We start from the raw sequence: 20,367 nt of genomic DNA, 5'->3' as shown, positions 1-20,367 counted from the left end.
TACATCGGCCGCTGCATCAACAATCTTGCAACCCGCTATTGCTTCATGTAACCGGTTACATCAAGAGCTTGACGCCATCACCGGCAAACAAGCCGTCGCAACCCAGACCCAGGAGGGGACGAAGACCGCCATGCCGAACGCCACGATCCGCGATGTCGCGCGTGAAGCGTCGGTGTCGGTCGCGTCGGTGTCGCGCGCGCTCAATGGCGCGACCAACATTCGTCCCGAACTGCGCGATCACATCCGCGATGTCGCCAATCGACTCGGTTATGTGCCGCATGCCGGTGCGCGCAACCTGAGCCTCGCCCGCTCCTCGACGATCGGTGTCGTCGTTCCCGATCTCCACGGCGAGTTCTTCTCCGAATTGCTGCGCGGCATGGACCGCCAGGCGTCCGAACTCGGCCTCCACCTGCTGCTGATGGTGATGCACGGCGAGGCCGATCGCGGCATCACCGCGCTCCACGCGATGCGCGGCCGGGTGGACGGGCTGGTGGTGATGGCGCCGCAGATCACTTCGGACGAGCTGTTCCAGCACCTGCCCCGCACCATGCCCTCGGTGCTCGTCAACTGCGCGCCGCACGACGGCGTTCGCGCCGAACTGCGCGTCGACAACGTTGCCGGAGCCGTCGCGGTGGTCGAGCATCTCGTCGCCGGGGGCTGCCGCCGGATCGTCCATATCGCCGGCCCCGCAGCCAATATCGACGCGCAGGAGCGCCTGCGCGGCACCCGCGAGGCCTGCGCCCGGCTGGGCGCAGAACTGCGCGTGGTGCAGGGCGACTTCAACGAGGACAGCGGCACCGCCGCCATCGCCACGCTCCAGGCAGAGTGCGCCGACTATGACGCGGTGTTCGCCGCCAACGACATGATGGCGGTGGGCGCGCTGATGGCGCTCAAGCGCGCGGGCGTCTCCGTGCCCGAGCAGGTGGCGGTGGCCGGGTTCGACAACATCCCGCTGACCCGCCTGATTTCGCCGGCGCTCACCACCGCCAGCATCGACATTGCCGAATTCGGCGCGCGCGCCGTGGTGCGCCTCGCCGGACTGATCGATGGCGCCTCGGACGACACGCTCGAATGGCGTGCGCCGATCGTCATCGCGCGGGAATCGACCCGCCAACACCCCAAAAACACAACAGGAAACCCGATCCGCCGGGGAGATAGAGAGTAACCATGAACAAGCTCGTTTTGCGTTCTGCATTGCTGACGATGACCGCGCTGGGCACCGGTGCCCTGCTCGCCCCCGCCCCTGCCATGGCCCAGGTCGGCCAAGCCTCGCTGCGCGGCACGATCACCACGCCCGCCGACAACCCGGTCACCGAAGTGACCGCGATCGAAGTGTCGACCGGCATCCGCCGTAGCGCGACCGTCGGCGCCGACGGCAGCTACAACTTCGCCTCGCTGCGTCCGGGCACCTATCGCCTCGAGATCAAGCTGCAGAACGGCGTGCGCAATTCGGACGCGTTCACGCTGCGCGTCGGCCAGAATGCCGGCCTCGACCTCGACCTGACGACCATCACCAGCGCGCCGACCGCCGACGCCGGCGCGGCGCCCGCAGGTGACGACACCGCGGCGCCCGCGACGGGCGACGAGATCGTCGTCACCGGCAACCGCATCCGCTCGCTGGACGGCGGCCAGGTGGGCATCAACATCACCCAGCGGCTGATCGAGCAGCTGCCGCAGAACAACCGCAACTTCCTCGCCTTCGCAGACCTCGCGCCGGGCGTGCGCTTCATCGAGGGCGCCAATGGGGAGTCGCGCATCCAGGGCGGCGCCCAGGCCAGCAACACCGTCAACGTGTTCATCGATGGCGTCAGCCAGAAGGACTATGTCCTCAAGAACGGCATCACCGGCCAGGACAGCTCGGCAGGCAACCCGTTCCCCCAGCTCGCGATCGGCGAGTATCAGGTGCTCTCGTCCAACTACAAGGCCGAGTTCGACCAGGTCAGCTCGGTGGCGATCACCGCCGCGACCAAGTCAGGCACCAACGAGTTCCACGGCGAAGGCTTCATCGACTATACCAACCAGGATCTGCGCACCCGCCGGCCGACCGAGCTTTTCCCGGTCAAGCGCGACAAGGTGAACTCCAACAACAAGCAGTTCGGCGTCGCGCTGGGTGGCCCGATCATCCAGGACCGCGCCCATTTCTTCGTGACGTACGAAGGCAAGCGGATCGACAGCCCGTATGACGTGCGGCCGGAGAACGGCGTCTCGACCAGCATCTTCCCGTCACAGTACCAGCAGTATTTCGGCACCTTCTCGCAGCGATTCAACGAGGACCTGTATTTCGGCAAGATCGATATCGAGCCGACCGACAGGGACCTGGTCGAACTGACCGGCAAGTATCGCAAGGAATCGGGCTCGCAAATCCAGACCGGCATCAACGCGCCGAGCACCGCGACGCTCAACAAGGTCGACGAGAAGCGCTTCATGCTCCGCTGGCAGCACAGCGAGGACAATTGGATCAACGACGCCCCGCGTCTCCTACCAGGACACGAAATGGGCGCCGACGCCCGAGACGAGCGGGAACGCCTTCTTCTTCCAGGCCTCGACGCTGAACAACGGCAACTTCACCCGCACCGATCTGCTGCGCTATGGCGGCGGCGGCAGCCAGCAGAACAAGGGCCAGAAGGGCTGGACCTTCCAGGACGACTTCACCTGGACCGGGTTCAGCGGGCACACCATCAAGGTCGGCACCAAGGCGAGCTTCATTCGCCTGCGCTCGATCGAGCAGAACCGCGCCAACCCGCAGTTCACCTATGACATCAACGCGTTCAGCCCCACCGGCTTCAACGACCAGATCCCGTATCGGCTCGACTTCGGCGTACCGACGGGCACCGGCCCGGTCGACGTGCGCTCCAGCAACTTCCAGTTCGGCGTCTATGCGCAGGACGACTGGGACGTCACCTCGCACCTGACGCTGAACCTCGGCCTGCGCTGGGATTACGAACGGACTCCGGCGTTCGTCAATTTCGTGACCTCGCAGGAAAATCTCGCGGCGATCGCGCCCACCAATTATCCCAACCTCGTCAACGCCGACTACAACATCAACGATTTCATCTCGAACGGCCGCAACCGCAAGACCTTCACCGGCGCCTTCCAGCCGCGCCTCGGCTTCACCTATCGCATCGACGAAGCCGGGCGGTTCGCGGTGTTCGGCGGCTATGGCCGCTCCTATGACCGCAACCAGTTCGACTTCCTCCAGCAGGAAGTGAACCAGAGCGCCTACGCCGTTCGCAACTTCAACTTCATCGGCGCCGACTCCAATCCGAACAACGCCTGCCAGGGCGCGGATGCAACCACCTGCGTCACCTGGAACCCGATCTACCTGACGCCCGAAGGCCGCCAGCAGTTGCTCACCGGTGCCGTCGGCGGCGGACGCGAGTTCCGCTTCCTCAAGAACGACCTGAAGGTCCCCTATTCGGACCAGTTCAGCCTGGGCATCCGCGGCCGTTTCCAACAGCTCGGGCTCGAGCTCGGCTACAGCCATATCGCCAGCAGGAACGGCTTCGCCTTTCTGCTCGGCAATCGGCGGCCGGACGGCAGCTTCTTCTTCAACGATCCCGCCAATCCGACCGACACTCCGGCGCCGCCGTTCGGCTTCTCGCCCCCGGGCTATCGCAGCATCATCCTCGGCACCAACGGACTGAAGACCAACGCGGACTCGGTCTATTTCAAGGTCACCAAGACCTACACCCAGGCCTCGCCCTGGAGCCTGGATGCCACCTACACCTACACCGAAGCCACCGAGAACCAGCTCGGCGAGACCTATCTGCTCGATTTCCCGTCGATCAGCGACTATCCGATGCTGCGCTCGTCGGGCGTGCCGCGGCATCGCCTCGTCATGGCGGGCAGCGTCGATCTGCCACTGGGCTTCTCCTTCTCGTCCAAGCTTCAGGTCGAATCGGCCGCCTATCAGAAGGCGATCCTGAACCAGTCCAACCCGTTCCAGCGCGTGATCGTCGGGCGTGAGACCGATGGTTCGGGCGGCGGCTGGGGTCGGCGCCAGATCGACATGGCGCTCACCAAGTACGTGCCGATCAAGTTCATCAGCGACCAGACCCGCCTGCGCTTCCGCGTCGACGTGCTGAACGTGTTCAACGACTATAACTTCGTCACCTTCAACAACGACCCCGCCTCGTCGAACTGGGGCGCGCGCAGCAGCTATGACGTCGGCGGCAACCCGCCGCGCACCTTCAAGCTGTCGGTCGGCTATTCCTTCTGATCCCTCCTACTGGGGCGGCGCATCTCCCGTGCGGCGCCCCATCTTTTTGAGGACCCAAGTTTCATGATCGATCGCAGGCAACTGCTCGGCTCCGGCGCGGTGGCGCTGGCGGGCCTCGCGGGCGCATGCTCGCAACCCGGCACCCGCCTCGGCGGGACCGGCCCCGCGTCGGCGGCAGACCCGCTCATCCGCGACCTGCAGGAACGCACCTTCCGCTATTTCTGGGACACCACCGATCCCGAGACCGGCCTTGCGCCCGATCGCTGGCCCACCCCCTCCTTCGCCTCGATCGCCGCGGTGGGCTTCGCGCTCACCGCCTATCCGATCGGCGTCACCAATGGCTGGATCACCCGCGAACAGGCGCGCACCCGCACGCTCGCCACGCTGCGCTTCTTCGCCACCGCGCCGCAGGGCGACGGCCAGAGCGACGCCAGCGGTTACAAGGGCTTCTTCTACCATTTCCTCGGCACCACCAAGGGCCGCCGCTTCGCCCGCGCCGAGCTGTCGACGATCGACACCGCGCTGCTGCTGGGCGGCGTGCTGTTCGCGCAGAGCTGGTTCGATGCCGACGAGTCCCAAGAGGCCGAGATCCGCGCCCTCGCCGACCAGCTTTATGCCGCGGTCGACTGGACCTGGATCACCCCGCGCCCGCCCTTCGTGTCGATGGGCTGGCATCCCGAGAGCGGCTTCATCCCCTCGGACTGGAACATCTATAACGAGGGACTGCTGCTCTATGTGCTGGCGCTCGGCTCGCCGAGCCATCCGCTGCCGCCCGAGACCTGGACTGCGTGGACGGCGCGCTTCGACGCGCAGTGGAGCGACAAATGGGGCGAGCCGCACCTCCATTTCGCGCCGCTCTTCATCCACCAGTACAGCCATTGCTGGATCGATTTCCGCGGCATCCGCGATCCCTATATGGCGGCCAAGGGCATCGACTATTTCGAGAACAGCCGCCGCGCGGTGCGGGCGCAGCGCGCCTATGCGATCGCCAATCCGGGCGGCTGGACCGGCTATGGCGCGGATGTTTGGGGCCTGACCGCCTGCGACGGGCCTGGCGACTTCAGGCAGCGGATCGGCGGCCGCGAGCGCCAGTTCTTCAGCTACTCCGCACGCGGGCCCGACGATCGCGACGACGGCACGCTGGCGCCGACGGCCGCTGCCGCCTCGATCGCGTTCGAGCCGGAACTGGCCGGCCGCGCGGTGGCGACGATGCACGCGCGCTATGGCCGCGGCATCTATGGCCGCTACGGCTTTCTCGACAGCTTCAACCCCACGCTGACCCGCGCGACCGCGCCGCTCAAGCACGGCAAGATCGTGCCCGGCATCGGCTGGGTCGATGGCGACCATCTGGGGATCGACCAGGGGCCGATCCTGCTGATGATCGAGAACCTGCGCAGCGGCCTCGTCTGGGAGGTGATGCGCCGCAACCCGCATATCCGTCGCGGGCTGCAGCGCGCTGGCTTCAAGGGCGGGTGGCTCTAGGGCCGGCCGGCTTTAATCGTCCTGCCGGTCGGTCTTCTTGGGCGCGACCCAGACATGGACCGGCACGACGACCTTGCCCGGCGCAGGCTTGCCGATGTCGACGCGGCTGGCCTGGACCAGTTCGCCGTTCGAAAGAGTAAAGGACGCCCAGGGCTTGGGCATGCGGTTGAACGTCATCTTCTGGATGGGTTCGCCGGTGTTCGAATTCATGATGGTAGCAATGACAGGCATGCGCCTGCCGCTATTCGGGCAGGCGCCGGGCTGTCCAGCGGGGGCGCCGACGAATCTGTGGATAGCCCTCATGCCCGTCGGGCGCGATCCACTCCCCAGCCATCGTCATCCCGGTGAAAACCGGGATCCAGTCGCTCCTCGGTGCCTGCAAGAGCCGCGAAGGAGCGCCAATGGATCCCAGCTTTCGCCGGGATGACGGCTGGCGGCGAGGTGTGGGTTCCTCTGCGGCCGCTCTCGTGTAAAGCCGCCGTCGAACCGGCATAAGGGAGCAGCCCATGATCATCCGCAGCGACGAGACCCAGGACATCGAGGTCCCCGGCGGCGGCACGATGCGGATGCATCTGTTCCGCCCGGCGGTGGAGGGTCGCTTCCCGGGCGTGCTGCTGTTCTCGGAGATCTACCAGGTCACCGCGCCGATCCGGCGGCTGGCGGCGATGCTCGCGGGCAATGGCCTGCTCGTCGCGGTGCCCGAGGTGTATCACGAGTACGAGCCGGCGGGCACGGTGCTCGCCTATGATCAGGCGGGCACCGATCGCGGCAATGCGCTCAAGATCACCAAGCCGGTTGCCGCGTTCGATGCCGACGCCACCGCGGCGCTGACGGCGCTCGCGGCGCATCCCGCCTGCTCGGGCAGCCTCGGGACCTTCGGGGTGTGCCTGGGTGGGCACCTCGCCTATCGCGCGGCGCTCGATCCGCGCGTCTCGGCGGCCGCCTGCTTCTATCCCACCGACATCCACTCGGGCACGCTCGGCGAAGGCCGCAGCGACGACAGCCTCGCGCGCATGACCGAGCTCAAGGCCGAACTGCTGCTCGTCTGGGGGCGGCAGGACCCGCACATTCCCTTCGCAGGCCGCGAGGCGATCCGGGCGCGGCTGGAAGAAGTTGGCGCCTCCTATGCCTGGCACGAGCTCAACGCCCAGCACGCTTTCCTGCGTGACGAGGGCCCGCGCTACGATCCCGCGCTGTTCCTCCAGGCAATGGCGCTGACCGTCGACTTCTACCGCCGCACGCTCGGCGGCTCGGTATAATCCGGGGGCTGCATTTGCAGCCCTGTGATGCTCTTTATTGACAGACCACCTCTCTTCGAGTGGTATGACCAATAAGGCGGCGCAGCAAGCGATCGCCATGGGAGAGACATCGCAATGCGCACGAATTCGGCTTTGGCCGCCCTCTTGCTGTCCTCCGCCGCGATCGTGGCACCGGCTTGTGCACAACCGCAGTCTACGCGCCAGACCACCGCCGAGCCGCGCGCGACGATCGATCTCTCTACCGGCTGGCGCTTCCACTTCGGCGACGCCGATGCCGGCCCGGCCGCTCCCGGCTTCGACGATGCGGCCTGGCAGCCGGTATCGGTGCCGCACACCTGGAACAAGGTCGGCACCTATGCCGTCACCCGCGCGGCGGATGCCGATATGCGGCAGGGCCTGGGCTGGTATCGCCGCAGCCTTACCGTCCCCGCCGCGCTGAACGGACGGCGGCTGTTCCTCGAATTCGACGGCGTCTCGAAGATCGCCGATGTATGGGTGAACGGAACGCATGTCGGCCGCCATGCCGGCGCCTTCGCTCGCTTCCGGATCGACGTGACCGGGGCGCTCAAGCCCGGCGCCAACAGCCTTGCGGTCCGCGCCGACAACAGCGCTTCGGCGCCGGGCAGCAGCACCGAGCATGTGATCCCGCTGGGCGGGGATTTCTTCGTACAGGGCGGCATCTATCGCGGCGTGCGGCTAGTGGCGGTGGAGGATGCGCATATCGATCTCGCCGATCATGGCGGGCCGGGCGTGTATCTGCACACGCCGAAGGTCTCCGCGGAGCGAGCCGAGGTCGCCGCGAAGACGCTGCTGCGCAACCTCGGCACTCGCGCCCGCACGCTAACGCTCACCACCACCATTCAGGACGCAACCGGCAAGCCCGTCGCCACCGATCGCGTGCCGGCTGCGCTCGCGCCCGGCCAGGCGCTGGCGGTGGAACGTGGCCTTACCCTCGCGAGCCCCCACCTCTGGCAGGGCCGCGCGGATCCCTATCTCTACCGCGTCGTCAGCGAGCTGCGCGACGGCGCTCGGGTGATCGACCGGCAGGTCCAGCCGCTCGGCATCCGCAGCTTCGCCTTCGATCCCAATCGGGGCCTGATCCTCAACGGCAAGCCCACCCCGCTGCACGGCGTCTCGCGACACCAGGACGTCGGCGGCAAGGGCTGGGCGCTCACCCCCGAGGACCATGCCCGCGACATGGCCCTCGCGCTTGAGCTCGGCGCCAACACCATCCGGCACGCGCATTACCAGCACGCCCAGGAATGGACCGACGAGGCCGACAAGGCGGGCATGGTGGTGTGGGCCGAACTCCCCTTCGTGCACGAGGCCAATGTCGAGCCCAGCCTGCCGCCCGCGCCGGAGACGATCGCCAATGCCGAGGAACAGCTGCGCGAGCTGATCCACCAGAACTACAACCATCCCTCGATCCTGCTCTGGTCGGTGGGCAACGAGGCCGATATCGGCGCGGCGATCGATGCGATGCGCAAGGGCAGCGGAAGGCCCGCCCAGTCGCGCGCGATGCTGGAACGGCTCGACAAGCTGGCCCGCGCCGAGGATCCCAGCCGGCCGACCGTCTATGCCGATTGCTGCGAGGACACGCCCTCGATCCTGTCGATGCAGGGGGCACCCAGCCTCAACGGCGTCACCCAGGTGATGGGGCTCAACCGCTATTATGGCTGGTATTATGGCGATCTGGACGGCGTCGGCCCCGCGCTCGATGCGCTCCATGCCAAGCATCCGGCGCTGCCGATCGGCCTCAGCGAATGGGGTGCCGGGGGCGCGATGACCCAGCATAGCGACAATCCGCGCGGCGGCCCGGTCGCCGCCTATGGCCGCCCCCAGCCCGAGGAATATCAAAGCCTCGCGATCGAGGAGAATTGGAAGCAGATCCGCGCGCGCCCCTGGCTGGCGGCGAGCTGGCTGTGGAACCTGTTCGACTTCGCCACGACGATGCGCAACGAAGGCGACGCGACCGACATCAACACCAAGGGTCTCGTCTCCTACGACCGCAAGATGCGCAAGGACGCCTTTTATTTCATCCAGGCCAGCTGGTCCGATGCCCCGGTGCTGCACCTCAACGGCGGCCGCTATGTCGACCGCGCCTATGCGGTGACCGACGTGCGCGGCTATTCCAATGCCGATCGGGTGTCGCTGTCGGTCAACGGCAAGCCGGTGGGCGAGGTCGCCTGCCCCGACCGGATCTGCGTGTGGCCGGGTGTGGCGCTGGCGCCGGGGGCCAATCATCTCGTCGCCACCGCCACGATCGGGGGCAAGCAGGTCAGCGACGCGCTCGACTGGACCGCGCCCGATCCGCGCAAGGGCGTGTTCATCGACAGCGGCGCGCTGGTCGGCGGTACGATGGGGGGCGACCGCTACGGCTCGGACGACTTCTTCCGCGGCGGCACGGCGAAGGTGCTCGCCGGCCCCTCGCCCTTCGCCCCGCCCCCCAAGATCGGAGGCACCGACAGCCCCGCGCTGTTCGGCAGCTACCGCGAGGGCAAATTCGGCTATGAGATCCCCCTGCCCGACGGCAGCTGGACGGTGACCATCGCCAGCTTCGAGCCCGATGCAGCCAAGGGCGCCGCGCGCAGCTTCGCGGTGCTGGCCGATGGCAAGCGGGTGATCGATAGTTTGTCGCCGATGCAGGCGGCGGGTGGCGCCAACAAGGCGGTGACCCGCAGCTTCCAGGTGAAGAGCAGCGGCGGCCGGCTGACGCTGGCGTTCGAGCCGGTCGGGGGCGACGCGGTGGTGGCGGGGATCGCGATCCGGCCCAACTGAGGCCGCGATTTTGACCTTTGCCGCGACATTGCCCACAAGCATGGGCGATGCCGGACCCGTTGCGCAGCGTCGCCTTTGAAGGCGTTGGGAAATCCTATGCGAAGGGCGCGCGGGCGGTCGACGGCGTGTCGCTGGAGATCGCCGGCGGCAGCTTCGTCGCGCTGGTCGGCGCCTCGGGCTCGGGCAAGTCGACGCTGCTCAAGATGGTCAACCGGCTGATCGAGCCGAGCGAAGGTCGCGTCCTGATCGACGGCGACCCGGTCGATGCCGAGCCCGCACACCTGCTGCGCCGGCGGATCGGCTATGTCTTCCAGAATGTCGGGCTGTTCCCGCATCTGACCGTCGGCGAGAATGTCGCGATCGGGCTGAAGCTGGCGGGCACGACGGATCGACAGGCACGCGTCGCCGAGCTGCTGCGACTGGTCGATCTCCCCGAGGCGATGGCCAGGCGGATGCCCGACGCGCTCTCCGGCGGCCAGCGCCAGCGGGTCGGCGTCGCCCGCGCGCTCGCCACGTCGCCCAGGCTGCTGCTGATGGACGAGCCGTTCGGCGCGCTCGATCCCGTCACCCGCGACGCGCTCGGCAAGGCGATCCGTGCGCTGCACGAAACCATGGGGCTCACCACCATCCTGGTCACCCACGACATGGCCGAGGCGCTGCTGCTCGCCGATCGCATCCTGGTGATGGAAGCCGGCCGGGTCGTCGGCGACGCTTCCCCACGCGACTTGCTCGCCGGCAAGGGTGGCGCCGCGGCCGATGCATTGGTCGCGGTGCCGCGCGAGCAGGCCGAGCGGCTGGCGGCGCTGGCGCGATGACCAGCGCCTTCGCTCGCGTGCCCGAACTGCTGGCGCAGCATCTGCTGCTTGCCTTTGCCGCATTGTTGCTCGGCATCGCGATCAGCCTGCCGCTGGCGGTGCTCTCCGCCCGGCATCGCGGCGTGGCCCGCGCCGCGCTGGGGCTGGCCAGCCTGATCCAGACGATCCCCAGCCTCGCGCTGCTCGCGCTCTTCTACCCGCTGCTGCTGTCGCTGTCGGCACTGGTCGGCGGCGGCATTCCGGCATTGGGCTTCCTGCCCTCGCTGCTCGCGCTCACCCTCTATGCGCTGCTGCCGATCCTGCGGAATGCAGTGACCGGGCTGGTCACACTCGACCCGGCGGTGCGCGAGGCGGCGGACGGAGTCGGCATGACCCGCTGGCAGAAGCTCCGGCTGGTCGAGGCGCCGCTGGTCGCGCCGGTGGTGATGGCCGGCATCCGCACCGCCGCCGTCTGGACGATCGGCGCGGCGACGCTCTCCACCACCGTCGGCCAGCCCAGCCTGGGCGACCTGATCTTCGCCGGGTTGCAGACGCAGAACTGGGCGCTGGTGCTCGCCGGCTGCATCGCCGCCGCCGGGCTCGCGCTGGCGGTCGACGCACTGCTCGGGCTGGCCGAATGGGGCATCGCCCATCGCCGCCGCGCGCTTGTCTGGCTGAGCCTCGGCCTCCTAGCCGTCGGCGCACTCGCCGCCCTCGCCCCCGCCTGGCCGGCGCGCCGCGGCGTGGTGACGATCGGCGCCAAGGGCTTTTCCGAGCAATACATCCTCGCACGGCTGATCGGCACCCGGCTGGAGGCGGCGGGCTATAGCGTGCGCTACCGCGAGGGGCTGGGCTCGGGCGTCGCCTATGGTGCGCTGGCGAGCGACGCGATCGACGTCTATGTCGATTATTCGGGCACGATCTGGACCAACCAGATGCACCGCACCGACGTGCCGCCCCGCGCCGCAATCGTCCGCGGCGTCGCCAACTGGGCGAAGCGCACCAGCAACGTCACGCTACTGGGAAGCCTCGGCTTCGAGAACGCCTATGCCTTCGTGATGCGGGGCGACGATGCCCGGCGGCGCGGCATCGCGACGATCGCCGATCTCGCCAAGGTCGCGCCGTCGCTCAAGCTCGCCACCGACATCGAGTTTCTCGAACGCTCCGAATGGAAGGCGGTGCAGCGCGCCTATGGCCTGCGCTTCGCCGCGGCCAATCCCTATCAGCCGACCTTCATGTACCGCGCACTGACCAGCGGCACCGCCGACGTGATCCCCGCCTTCTCCTCCGACGGCCGGATCGCCGCGCAGGGGCTCACGCTGCTCAAGGACCCCAAGGGCGCGATCCCCGGCTATGACGCGGTGCTGCTGATCGCGCCCCGTCACGCGAAAGATGCCCGCTTCCAGGCCGCACTCCGCCCGCTGATCGGCGCGGTGCCGGTCGAGCGGATGCGGCAGGCCAATTACCGCGTCGACCGTGACACCGACAAGCAAAGCCCCGATGCCGCCGCGCGCTGGCTGGCGACGCAACTCGACCGCTAGCCTAACGCCGCACGACCTGGCGGATCAGAGGCAACGCGCGTCGCGCACCGGCGCGTCCGCACCGCGGGTCAGCCAGCGGCCGTCGGGCGCGCGATATTTCTCGCCCGGCGCGGTGCGCAGGATCAGGTTGCAGCCGGTGACGAACGCCATCTGCTCGACGGTCGAGCTCGCTGCCGCCTGCTGGGTGTACTGACGTTTGCGCTGGATGTTGATGTTGTTGACGATCGCCTGCAGCTCGGGCGTCGCCGTGCCGACAATGCCGAGATAGCCGTCGGGCTGTTCGCCAACGAGGCCCTGCTGGCGCGCCGCCTGATAGGCGGGGTCGCGCTGGGCGAAGGCCGGGGCGATCCCGCCCGCCGCGATCGCGGCTGCCATGCCGAAGGTCGAGAGCAACTGTCGCATCAGAAAATCCCCGGATTGTCCTGGATGATGGCCTTCGCCTTGTTGTCGAGGCGATAGACCACTTCCTGGGTGATCGAAATATTGAGGTTGATCACGATCGGCTTGTCGGGCGCGTTCACCGTCACGCAGCCGCCGAGCAGCGCCAGCGGGGCGATCCCGCATGCCCCCAGCCGAAGAGACGAACCATGTTTCATGCTTCCAAGCTCATAGACATGCCTTTCATGGACGGGTTGTGCTGTCGGCGGGCTGAACGGAGCGCTGGCCCGCTTCCTGCGCACGTTTCTGCTCCTCGATCAACGCCGGCAGGTTGCGCTCGATCAGGCGGCGTGGATCGTACCAGGATTGCACCGAATCCATCAGCTGGCGGAAGGGCGCGTTGATCCGCACGTTGAAGACGAGCGGCAGCCGCGCCAGCCGGCGGAGGAGGAAGTTGGACCTGGTGCCCTGCCCCTGGCTGAGCCCGGAGAAGCTGATGTCGGTGATCATCTCGCCCGCCAGCGGCCCGTTCATCCGGATCGACAGGTTGCGATAGTCGAGCGACTTGAGCGCCTGGAACGCCATGTTGCCCCAGGTGCCGAGATTCTCGCGCGAGACCTCACCCACATAGGCGATGTGCCCGCCCTTGCGGGCGCGCAGCTCGCCGCCTTCGATACGCCCGCCGCTCTCGTCGAAGATCATCGGCAGCGTGCCGTCGAAGGTGCCGGTGGCATCGAGATTGTCGAAAGCCATTTCCTTGAGGAACAGGGCGGCGTCGACGCCCTTCACCTGGAAGGTCATGCGGCGCTTGCCGGCTTCGTTGAAGTCCAGCGTGGTCGGCTCGAGGACGAGTTCCCCCCCCGCGAACGGCCAGCGCGCCCCCTCGACCCGCACGCGGCGGCTGTCGAGCAGCTGGTAGCGGAACTCGCCTGCGCGCACCGGCACGCCGGGATTGATCTCGGTGACCGTCGCCACCTGCCCCGACGCGGTCTGCACGCCCAGCAGATCGGTGAAGTTGAGCTCGGTGGTGAGCCCCTGCACCGGGCCGAAGGCTGCCGCCAGCGCGACGTTGGTGACGGTGAAGCGGCCGCTGCTGGTGACTGTCTCGCTGTCCCATGCGATCTTGCCCGAGCCGGCGACCGTGCCGTCGACATCGGCGATCACGCCCAGGGTGAGCGGCGTGAGGTCGATCGGCTGGAGTCCGCCGGTCTTGAAGCGGATGCCCGGCACGTCGAGCACCGCCTGCCCCGCGCTTTGGCCGAGATCATGGGTGATCGACACCTTGGCGACTTCCACCGGTCGCTTGGTGCCGATCAGATCGGCCTGCGCCTCGATGCGGTTGCCCTGCAGCGTCAGCCGGCCCGCGGGGGCGAGCAGCGGCTCGAAGCGCGGGCTCGGCTCGGCATCGGCGAGGCGGAAGCTGCCGAGCAGCGCCAGCCCGTCATCGGCGACCTGCCAGGTCCCCTTGCCCTGCGAAAGCACCAGCGGCACCGCGCCGATCTGTCCGCCCAGCGTATCGAAGCTGCCGCCGAGCGTGGCGCCGAACGTGCCGCCCAGTTGGCCGATATCGAGCCGCGTCGGCCGGTCCGCCCCCATCCGCACCGCGACGCCGTTGAAGTCGAAAGCCTGCCGCGCCAAGTCCAGTCGCGCTTCGCCGGCGGCGAGGCTCAGCCGGTTGCTGCCCATGCTGCCGGTCAGCGCGATCGCGCCGGTGCGAACACCGCCGGTCAGCCGCTTGCCGTTCCAGGCGACCATCGCCGACCCCAGCGGGCACAGCCGTTGGCGATGGCCGCGCAGCACCATGCCGGAGGCGGCGATCCGCGCGAAGCCGAGCGTCTCGCACCCGGGGTTGACCAGCACGCTGGGGCCGTTCCAGCGCGCGACCAGCGGCATCGAGAGGTCTTCGATCCGCCCACTGCCGACCGGGCCGGAAAGAGTCGCGACGGTGCGCGCCGACCCCGCCCCGCCCCGGGTGGTGAAAAAGAGGTTCGACAGCGCCAGCCGCGCGCGCCCGGCCGCATAGGGCCGCAGCGTACCGGTGCCCTGGAGCTGGTCGCTGCCGGGGCGCTGCAGGAGATCGAGCGCGAGGTCCGGCATCCCGCCGCCGCCGAGCGACAGCTGCCCGGCAAGCGCGACCGCGCCCTTGGGGAAATCCAGCACCGCGCCCTGCTCGCCCGCAAAGCGGATGCGCGCACCGGAGCGCGCGGCGAGGTCGACGGCGTTCAGGCGGAGCGTGGCGCCGCGCCCGCGGGTGGCGATCCCGAGCGTGGCGGAACCATCAAAACGCCGCCCCGCGGCATCCACTGCCGAGGCGAACTTGGCGGCAAGCGGCGCCACCGGCGTCGCTGCTACTGCTTTGCGATAGCCACCAATCTGCGCGCGTGTTGACGTAGAAACAGCTGCGTCTCGCACGCGAATGCGGCCATCGAAGGCCATGACCGTGCCGATAGCATAGCGGCCGGAAGCGTCGACGATCCGGGCGCTCACCGCGTCGGTCCGCACATCGGTGCCTTGGACTGCGACCGCGCCCGTCGTTCGACTTAGGTCTCCTGCAAAATCAAGCCGGGCATTGCTGCGGCCTAGCCTGCCATAGGCCCCGCGCAGCGACGCCAGACCCAGGCGGGCATCGCCGTTCCAGCCAGCCAGTGCCGCATCGAGCGTCACGCGTACATTCCCGCTCGGCTGCAGGGCCTGGATATCCCCGCACGCCAGCCGCTGCGCCGCCAGCGGCCCGGTGAGGCTGGGAGCCCCCTTGCGGATGCGGACCTGCATCTCGGCGCCGAGGCCGACCAGATCGCAGCTTCCGAAATGCAGCTGCCCGGACTGCGCGCGCACCGTGCCGACAAACCCGTCGGTCAGCAGCCCCTTGCCGCGCAGGCCGAGCACCATCAGCCCCGCATCGCTGTTCAGCCGCAGCTGTGCGTCCGCCACCTCCACGCTGAGCCGCGGCAGGGAAAAGGTCTTGCCCGAAGACGGCGGCATCAGCCGGTCGAGCGCCCCGAGCGACAGCGCGCCATGCACGATGCGTCCCTGCACGCGCACCGTCCCCGCCTTCGCGACCAGCAGCTCGGCGCGCCACGGAGTGAGCGCCGTGCGCAACTCGATCCAGTCGGCGGTAAGGTCGGGGTTGCGCGGATCGCCGATCGAGACGTTGGTCAGCCGCTGGCGCCAGGGGGAAAGCTGCTCGATCGCATAGCGCGCAGGCACCCCGCGCTTCGCCAGTTCGCGGTCGACAAAGCCCTGCGCGATCGTCCGCCGCTGCAGCCATACCGTCGCCACGCTCGCCGACACCAGAACGAGCAGCGCCACAGCGACGCGACGCCGTCGCTTCGCCCGCGCTACTGCACTGCTCCGCCGCGCCTCGGCGTCGGTGTCATCTTCGCTTCGGTTCACGCCCGCTCCAGCCGCCTGACCGTGCGGCCCCTAGCCATAGCTCTCCGATCCTGCAAAGGTTCCTTTAGACGCCGATCAGGCGAGATCGCGGGTCCGTGCAAGGCAGGAACGACAGCCGCTCGGCGACCCAATGCAGCGCGATCGCCGCCGCGAACAGCACGAGGACAGCTCCAACGTATCGACCGGATGCATCGTCTCCCCCTGCGGTCCGCATCGCGGACTTGCGCTGCAGGCACGGCGCGGCGATAGGCTCCGGTAACGAGGCTAGCCGCTGCACCCTGACGCCGTCTAGGCTGCTGCACGCACCCCGCGCAGCCCCAGCCAATGCCGCGCCCCCGGCAGGTGCACCAGCACCAGCCGCTCGACCGCCAGCACCGCGAGCAGGCTGATCCCCATCAGCGGCAGGAACAGGCCCAGGGCGATCAAGAGCGCGAAGAAGGCGAGCGCCGCCGGCCGCGGCTCGCCCGCGCGCGGCGCGCCGAGCACGCCCTCGGGTCGCCGGCGCCACCATAGCACCACGCTGCTCACCGCGAGCAGGATCAGCCCCAGCGCGGTCAGCAGGTTGAGCAGCTGGTTGAGCCAGCCGAACGCCTGCCCCTCATGGATCGCAACGCCATAGCCGACCAGCCGATCGACCAGCCGCCGCTGCGCGAAATCCTTGCGCGAGAGGAGCTTGCCGGTGTCGCCGTCGAGCGTCAGGTCGGTGCGCAGCGGGCGATTGGCGGCATCGGACTTGGCGGTCCAGGGCTGGCCGGGGCCGGCCGGCGGCGAGACCAGCACCGGCGTCGCCAGCCGCAGCGGGCCGAGCGTCGCGATCAGCCGGTCGAGCGGGACATAGGAGACCGCCGGGTGCGCCATCGCCATGCCGTGATGCTCGGCATGCTCGCCCATCATCGCGCGGGTGCCGGCATCGGCGGCGGCGCGCTGGCGGAGCTCGTCGGCGCGGCCGGTGGTCCAGTCCTGCTTGACGGGGTGGCCCTCCACCACCCCGCGCACCGCCTTGAGATAGCCGCCCCAGCTCTTCGCCCAGGGCAGCCCGGAAATTAGCAGGAACAGCGCGAAGGCCGAGACCCAGAAGCCGGTCACCGCATGGAGATCGCGCCAGAAGCGCCGCCCGCCGGCGGTCAGCCGCGGATAGACGATGCCGCCCAGGCCCCCGCGGCGCGGCCACCACAGGAACAGGCCGGAGAGCAGCATCACGATCGTCCAGGAGGCCGCCAGCTCGACCAGATACGAGCCCGGCGTCCCGGCGAGCAACTCGCCGTGCAGCCGGAACACCACCCGCATCAGCCGCTGGTCCTCGTCGACGGTCTTGAGCACCGCCAGCGTCTGGGGATGGACATAGACGCGTGTCTCGTCCTGCCCCTTGCCGACGATGATCTGCACCCCCTGACGGTCGGTCTCGGGCAGCTGATAGCGGTGGAGCACCGATCCCGGCACCGCCCGCACTGCCGCCGCCGCCTGTTCCGCCGCCGAAGCACGCGGGCCGGTGATGGCGAGATTGGCATAGGGCGCGTCGATCAGCGCCTCGACCTGCGGGCGGAACAGGTAGATCGAGCCGGTGACCGCCAGCCACAGCACGAAGGGAATGCAGAACAGGCCGGCATAGAAATGCCAGCGCCACACGGTTGCGGTGTTCGGCCAGCGCCGACGACGGGAGTGTTGCATCTGTCCCTCCCCCTCAGAACCGGGCCTTCACGCCGGCATAGACCGTCCGCGGCTGCCCGGCGTAGACCGAGCCGGTGGTGTTGGCGAGCACCGATGCCGGGTTCTCTGCGCCTGAGGCCGCGAGGCTGTTCGAAATGACCGAGGCGGCGCCCACATAGGTGGCGTCGAACAGGTTCTGCACCGAGGCGTAGAAGCTCAGCCGCGACAGCGGTCCGCTTCCATTGGGGGGGGCGTAATGCAGGTTCAGGTTGACCAAGGTCGCCGACGGCATCGCCAACAGGTTGCTGTTGTCGACGAAGAAGCGGTCGCGATAGCCGAGCTCGGCAAAGCCGCCCAGGCCCTGCAGCGGCCCTGCCGGCTGGTCATAGCCGGCGCGGACATTGAGGAAATTGGGGATCACCCCCGGAATCGCCTTGCCGTTGCGATCGAGCAGCTTCGACACGGTGCCGGCGGTCAGCCGCTCCTGGAAGTCGGTATAATATTGGTCGTTATAGCTGTAGCTCGCGTCGAGCTTGGCACCCGGCAGCAGGCCCGGCAGCGGCTTCCAGCTCACCCCCAGCTCGATGCCGCGATGCACCGAGCGCGGCACGTTCGAGGTGTAGGCGAGCAGGTTCACGCCGGCCGATTGGCTGACCAGCTCGTTGGTAAACCATTCGTAATAGCCGGTCAGCTCGGCCTTGAAGGTGCTGCCCAGTGCCACCTTCGCGCCGAGATCGACGCCAGTGTTGCGCGGCGCCTTGAGGCTGGCGTTGTTGCCCGCGACGCCCGCCGGCGTGACGAACAGGTTGCCGGCCTGGGGGATGCCGTAGCCCGTCCCTACCCGCGCATGCAGCCGCACCGCGTCGACCGCCTGCCAGAACAGCGCCGCCTCGGGGGCGACGTTGGTGAAGTGGCGATCGGCGGGAATGAAGGCGAGCACCGGGTTCGCGCCGACCGGGTAGCTATAGGCAGTCTGGCGGACGTCGAGGATCGAGCGCTCGGCTCCGATCCCGGCGATCGCCTGCAGCCGGCCGGTAAGCTGCAGTTCCTCGCGCGCGCGCACTCCCACGTTCCGCACGTCGCCGAACACCGTCTGGGTCAGCGCGCCGAAGCCGTTGCGGCCGGCGGGGGTCTTGTTGAAGCTGTAGCTCTGGTTGTCGAGATAGTTGTAGAAGACGCCCACAAAACTGGTGGTTTCCATCCCGGCGATCCGGCCGTGATGGGTCACGTCCGAGGTGATGTTATAGCTGTCGAGCGTGCCCTTGAACGGGGTCGCGCTGGTCGGCTGGTTGACCACGCGGCTGTCGAAGGTCGCCTGAGTGCGCCAGGTGGTGTTGGGGCCCAGATCATGCTCGTAGCGGGTGCCGATGATCGTCCGGCGATCGTTGCGGGCAAGATTGCCCTCGTCCGCCGTCTGGGAGATACGCGCGCCGTTGATGCCGTTGACCAGCACCGAGATGGTGCCGCAGCCGGGCGCTGCGGTCGCCGCCGCCTGGCAGCCCTGCTGATAGGGATTGGTCAGATACTGGTTGTACGAAAGCCGGGTCGAAAGGCGGAAATCGCCTTCGTTGTAGATCAGCTTTACCGCGACACGATCGCTGCTGCCGAGTTCGAACCTGGCCAGCGCGTTGAGCGTCCCGGTCTCGTAGCCGGTATGCCCCGTGGCGCCGTCGCCGCGGACATAGCTGCCGAACACCGCGATATCGTGGCCGGAGGTCGCATGCCCGATCGTCGCATAGAGATTGGCATAGCCGTCGCCGCCCGCGTCGAACCCGGCCTCGACGCCCTGGATCTCGCGGCCCGAACGGGTGCGGAAGTTGACCGCGCCGCCCAGCGCGTAGTTGCCGTAGCGCGCCGAGGAGGGCCCGCGCACCACGTCGACCGCGCCATAGGCATGCGGGTCGGTGAGGTCGAAGCGGGCGAGGCCATCGGGCTGGGTGACGGGGAAATCATCCTCGAACACCTGCAGGTTGCGCGCGCCGAAACCGTTGCGCGCATTCGAGCCGCGCACTGAGACGCCCACATCGCGCGGGCCGTTGCCTTGGGTGACCGCGATGCCGGGCGAGAGCCGGACGATGTCGGCGATGGTCGTCGCGGGCGTGTTGCGGAAGGCGGCGGCGTCGACGGTCGTCACCGTCTGGCCGCTCACCCCTGTGGTGAGCGGCAGCGCCTTGCCGGTGACGAAGATCTCGTCGGTACCGGGCGGGGCGATGGCCGGCGGTGCGGCTTGCGGCTTCGGGGGGGCAGCATCGAGCCTGGCCAGTTCGGCATCGATCGCCGCGCGCTGGCGGAGCAGTTCGGCACGGCGTGCGTCATCGGAGGTCTGCGCGGACGCTGCAGACGCGCACAGGACGGCCGAGACGGCCGCCGAAAACAAGAGCTTGGACATGAAATCTTCCTGATCCGGGTGCGCCCGCGCGACAGCGCGAACGCATCAAAGGGCAACGGGGGATCAGGCGGCGCGCGGTGGCCCGCGCAGCGGTGGACGCAGATAGACGCGGACGATCGCAGGGAGGACCCTCGCGGTGCGGATCGCGCGTTCGAGGACGAAGGCGATCGCCAGCGCGAGCAGCGCCGGGTCGACCGCGGCGAGGCCCGGCATCGCGAGCCCGGCAAAGGCGCACGGCATCTCGGTCTTGGGCTGGTGCTCGTCGGGGCTCGAGCGATCTTCCCGCATCGGGATCGCCACCGCCATCGTCTTCGGCCCGTATCCCGAGCAGAAGCCGAGCACGATCGTGCCGCCCGACTGCATCGGCATGAACCCGGCCGGCAGCACCGCCTTCATCAGCAGCGCGGCCGCGATCAGGCAGCCGCACAGCAGGCGATGCTCAAGCAGGAGGCGGCGCAGGACGGACACGAGGCTCGAGCTATCCGGT

Annotated in this window: 14 protein-coding genes and 1 pseudogene; 8 read left to right on the top strand and 7 right to left on the bottom strand. The window is 68.5% G+C overall.

What is annotated here, in order from left to right:
* The first annotated feature begins 130 nt into the window (after positions 1-130).
* From CA234_RS10560 to CA234_RS10550, 4 genes and pseudogenes are all read left to right on the top strand, one after another.
* Positions 131-1,165 carry a LacI family DNA-binding transcriptional regulator gene (locus tag CA234_RS10560; protein ID WP_126001668.1) on the top strand — a complete coding sequence of 345 codons (1,035 nt, stop codon included), beginning with the start codon at positions 131-133 and terminating at the stop codon, positions 1,163-1,165.
* Positions 1,166-1,167: 2 nt separating this feature from the next.
* Positions 1,168-1,446: pseudogene (locus CA234_RS24870) on the top strand (carboxypeptidase-like regulatory domain-containing protein); the annotation flags it as partial.
* Positions 1,447-2,338: 892 nt separating this feature from the next.
* Positions 2,339-4,219 carry a TonB-dependent receptor gene (locus CA234_RS24865; protein ID WP_346962889.1) on the top strand — a complete coding sequence of 627 codons (1,881 nt, stop codon included), beginning with the start codon at positions 2,339-2,341 and terminating at the stop codon, positions 4,217-4,219.
* Between the two features lie 63 nt (positions 4,220-4,282).
* Positions 4,283-5,701, top strand: a complete 1,419-nt coding sequence (locus CA234_RS10550) for a glucoamylase family protein (protein WP_126001667.1) — start codon at positions 4,283-4,285, stop codon at positions 5,699-5,701.
* 12 nt (positions 5,702-5,713) lie between these two features.
* On the opposite strand, the gene CA234_RS10545 is transcribed toward CA234_RS10550, so the two are convergent.
* Positions 5,714-5,911: a hypothetical protein gene (locus CA234_RS10545; RefSeq protein ID WP_241213443.1), complete on the bottom strand. Its 198-nt coding sequence runs from the start codon at positions 5,909-5,911 to the stop codon at positions 5,714-5,716.
* Between the two features lie 296 nt (positions 5,912-6,207).
* On the opposite strand from CA234_RS10545, the gene CA234_RS10540 reads away from it, so the two are divergent.
* The 4 genes from CA234_RS10540 (at position 6,208) to CA234_RS10525 (ending at position 12,073) form a co-directional block, all read left to right on the top strand.
* The gene (locus CA234_RS10540; RefSeq protein ID WP_126001666.1) at positions 6,208-6,960 is read left to right on the top strand and encodes a dienelactone hydrolase family protein; all 753 of its coding nucleotides are present in this window, start codon (positions 6,208-6,210) and stop codon (positions 6,958-6,960) included.
* A 132-nt stretch (positions 6,961-7,092) separates the two neighbouring features.
* Positions 7,093-9,738, top strand: coding sequence for a glycoside hydrolase family 2 TIM barrel-domain containing protein (locus CA234_RS10535; protein ID WP_206431167.1), 2,646 nt, complete (start codon positions 7,093-7,095; stop codon positions 9,736-9,738).
* A gap of 47 nt (positions 9,739-9,785) precedes the next feature.
* Positions 9,786-10,553 carry an ATP-binding cassette domain-containing protein gene (locus CA234_RS10530; RefSeq protein WP_126001664.1) on the top strand — a complete coding sequence of 256 codons (768 nt, stop codon included), beginning with the start codon at positions 9,786-9,788 and terminating at the stop codon, positions 10,551-10,553.
* Positions 10,550-12,073, top strand: coding sequence for an ABC transporter permease/substrate-binding protein (locus CA234_RS10525; protein WP_126001662.1), 1,524 nt, complete (start codon positions 10,550-10,552; stop codon positions 12,071-12,073). The genes CA234_RS10530 and CA234_RS10525 overlap by 4 nt, the downstream gene beginning before the upstream one ends.
* Positions 12,074-12,097: 24 nt before the next feature.
* On the opposite strand, the gene CA234_RS10520 is transcribed toward CA234_RS10525, so the two are convergent.
* The 6 genes from CA234_RS10520 to CA234_RS10495 all read right to left on the bottom strand — a co-directional run bounded on the left by CA234_RS10520 (position 12,098) and on the right by CA234_RS10495 (position 20,348).
* Positions 12,098-12,475: a YdbL family protein gene (locus CA234_RS10520; protein WP_125977583.1), complete on the bottom strand. Its 378-nt coding sequence runs from the start codon at positions 12,473-12,475 to the stop codon at positions 12,098-12,100.
* A complete protein-coding gene (locus tag CA234_RS10515) occupies positions 12,475-12,669 on the bottom strand; it encodes a YnbE family lipoprotein (RefSeq protein ID WP_125977581.1) in 195 nt (64 codons plus the stop codon). Before CA234_RS10515 ends, CA234_RS10520 begins: the two co-directional genes overlap by 1 nt.
* Before the next feature lie 25 nt (positions 12,670-12,694).
* Positions 12,695-15,844 (bottom strand): YdbH domain-containing protein, encoded by a 3,150-nt coding sequence (locus CA234_RS10510; protein WP_126001661.1) that lies wholly within the window; start codon positions 15,842-15,844, stop codon positions 12,695-12,697.
* A 288-nt stretch (positions 15,845-16,132) separates the two neighbouring features.
* A complete protein-coding gene (locus tag CA234_RS10505; RefSeq protein WP_125977577.1) occupies positions 16,133-17,512 on the bottom strand; it encodes a PepSY domain-containing protein in 1,380 nt (459 codons plus the stop codon).
* 13 nt (positions 17,513-17,525) lie between these two features.
* Positions 17,526-19,880: a TonB-dependent receptor gene (locus CA234_RS10500; protein WP_126001659.1), complete on the bottom strand. Its 2,355-nt coding sequence runs from the start codon at positions 19,878-19,880 to the stop codon at positions 17,526-17,528.
* A 63-nt stretch (positions 19,881-19,943) separates the two neighbouring features.
* Positions 19,944-20,348, bottom strand: coding sequence for a DUF2946 family protein (locus tag CA234_RS10495; RefSeq protein WP_241213442.1), 405 nt, complete (start codon positions 20,346-20,348; stop codon positions 19,944-19,946).
* Positions 20,349-20,367 lie beyond the last annotated feature (19 nt).

Origin of the sequence: Sphingomonas sp. ABOLE (genome assembly GCF_003950455.1) — a bacterium.
In the GTDB taxonomy this organism is placed as follows: Bacteria; Pseudomonadota; Alphaproteobacteria; order Sphingomonadales; family Sphingomonadaceae; genus Sphingomonas; species Sphingomonas trueperi.
This window is presented reverse-complemented; position numbering and strand designations above follow the sequence as displayed.

Coding starts and splice junctions, on each gene's coding strand:
- CA234_RS10560 (WP_126001668.1), top strand. CDS start 131: ATGCCGAACGCCACGATCCGCGATGTCGCGCGTGAAGCGTCGGTGTCG.
- CA234_RS10550 (WP_126001667.1), top strand. CDS start 4,283: ATGATCGATCGCAGGCAACTGCTCGGCTCCGGCGCGGTGGCGCTGGCG.
- CA234_RS10545 (WP_241213443.1), bottom strand. CDS start 5,911: ATGAATTCGAACACCGGCGAACCCATCCAGAAGATGACGTTCAACCGC.
- CA234_RS10540 (WP_126001666.1), top strand. CDS start 6,208: ATGATCATCCGCAGCGACGAGACCCAGGACATCGAGGTCCCCGGCGGC.
- CA234_RS10530 (WP_126001664.1), top strand. CDS start 9,786: ATGCCGGACCCGTTGCGCAGCGTCGCCTTTGAAGGCGTTGGGAAATCC.
- CA234_RS10525 (WP_126001662.1), top strand. CDS start 10,550: ATGACCAGCGCCTTCGCTCGCGTGCCCGAACTGCTGGCGCAGCATCTG.
- CA234_RS10520 (WP_125977583.1), bottom strand. CDS start 12,475: ATGCGACAGTTGCTCTCGACCTTCGGCATGGCAGCCGCGATCGCGGCG.
- CA234_RS10515 (WP_125977581.1), bottom strand. CDS start 12,669: ATGAAACATGGTTCGTCTCTTCGGCTGGGGGCATGCGGGATCGCCCCG.
- CA234_RS10505 (WP_125977577.1), bottom strand. CDS start 17,512: ATGCAACACTCCCGTCGTCGGCGCTGGCCGAACACCGCAACCGTGTGG.
- CA234_RS10500 (WP_126001659.1), bottom strand. CDS start 19,880: ATGTCCAAGCTCTTGTTTTCGGCGGCCGTCTCGGCCGTCCTGTGCGCG.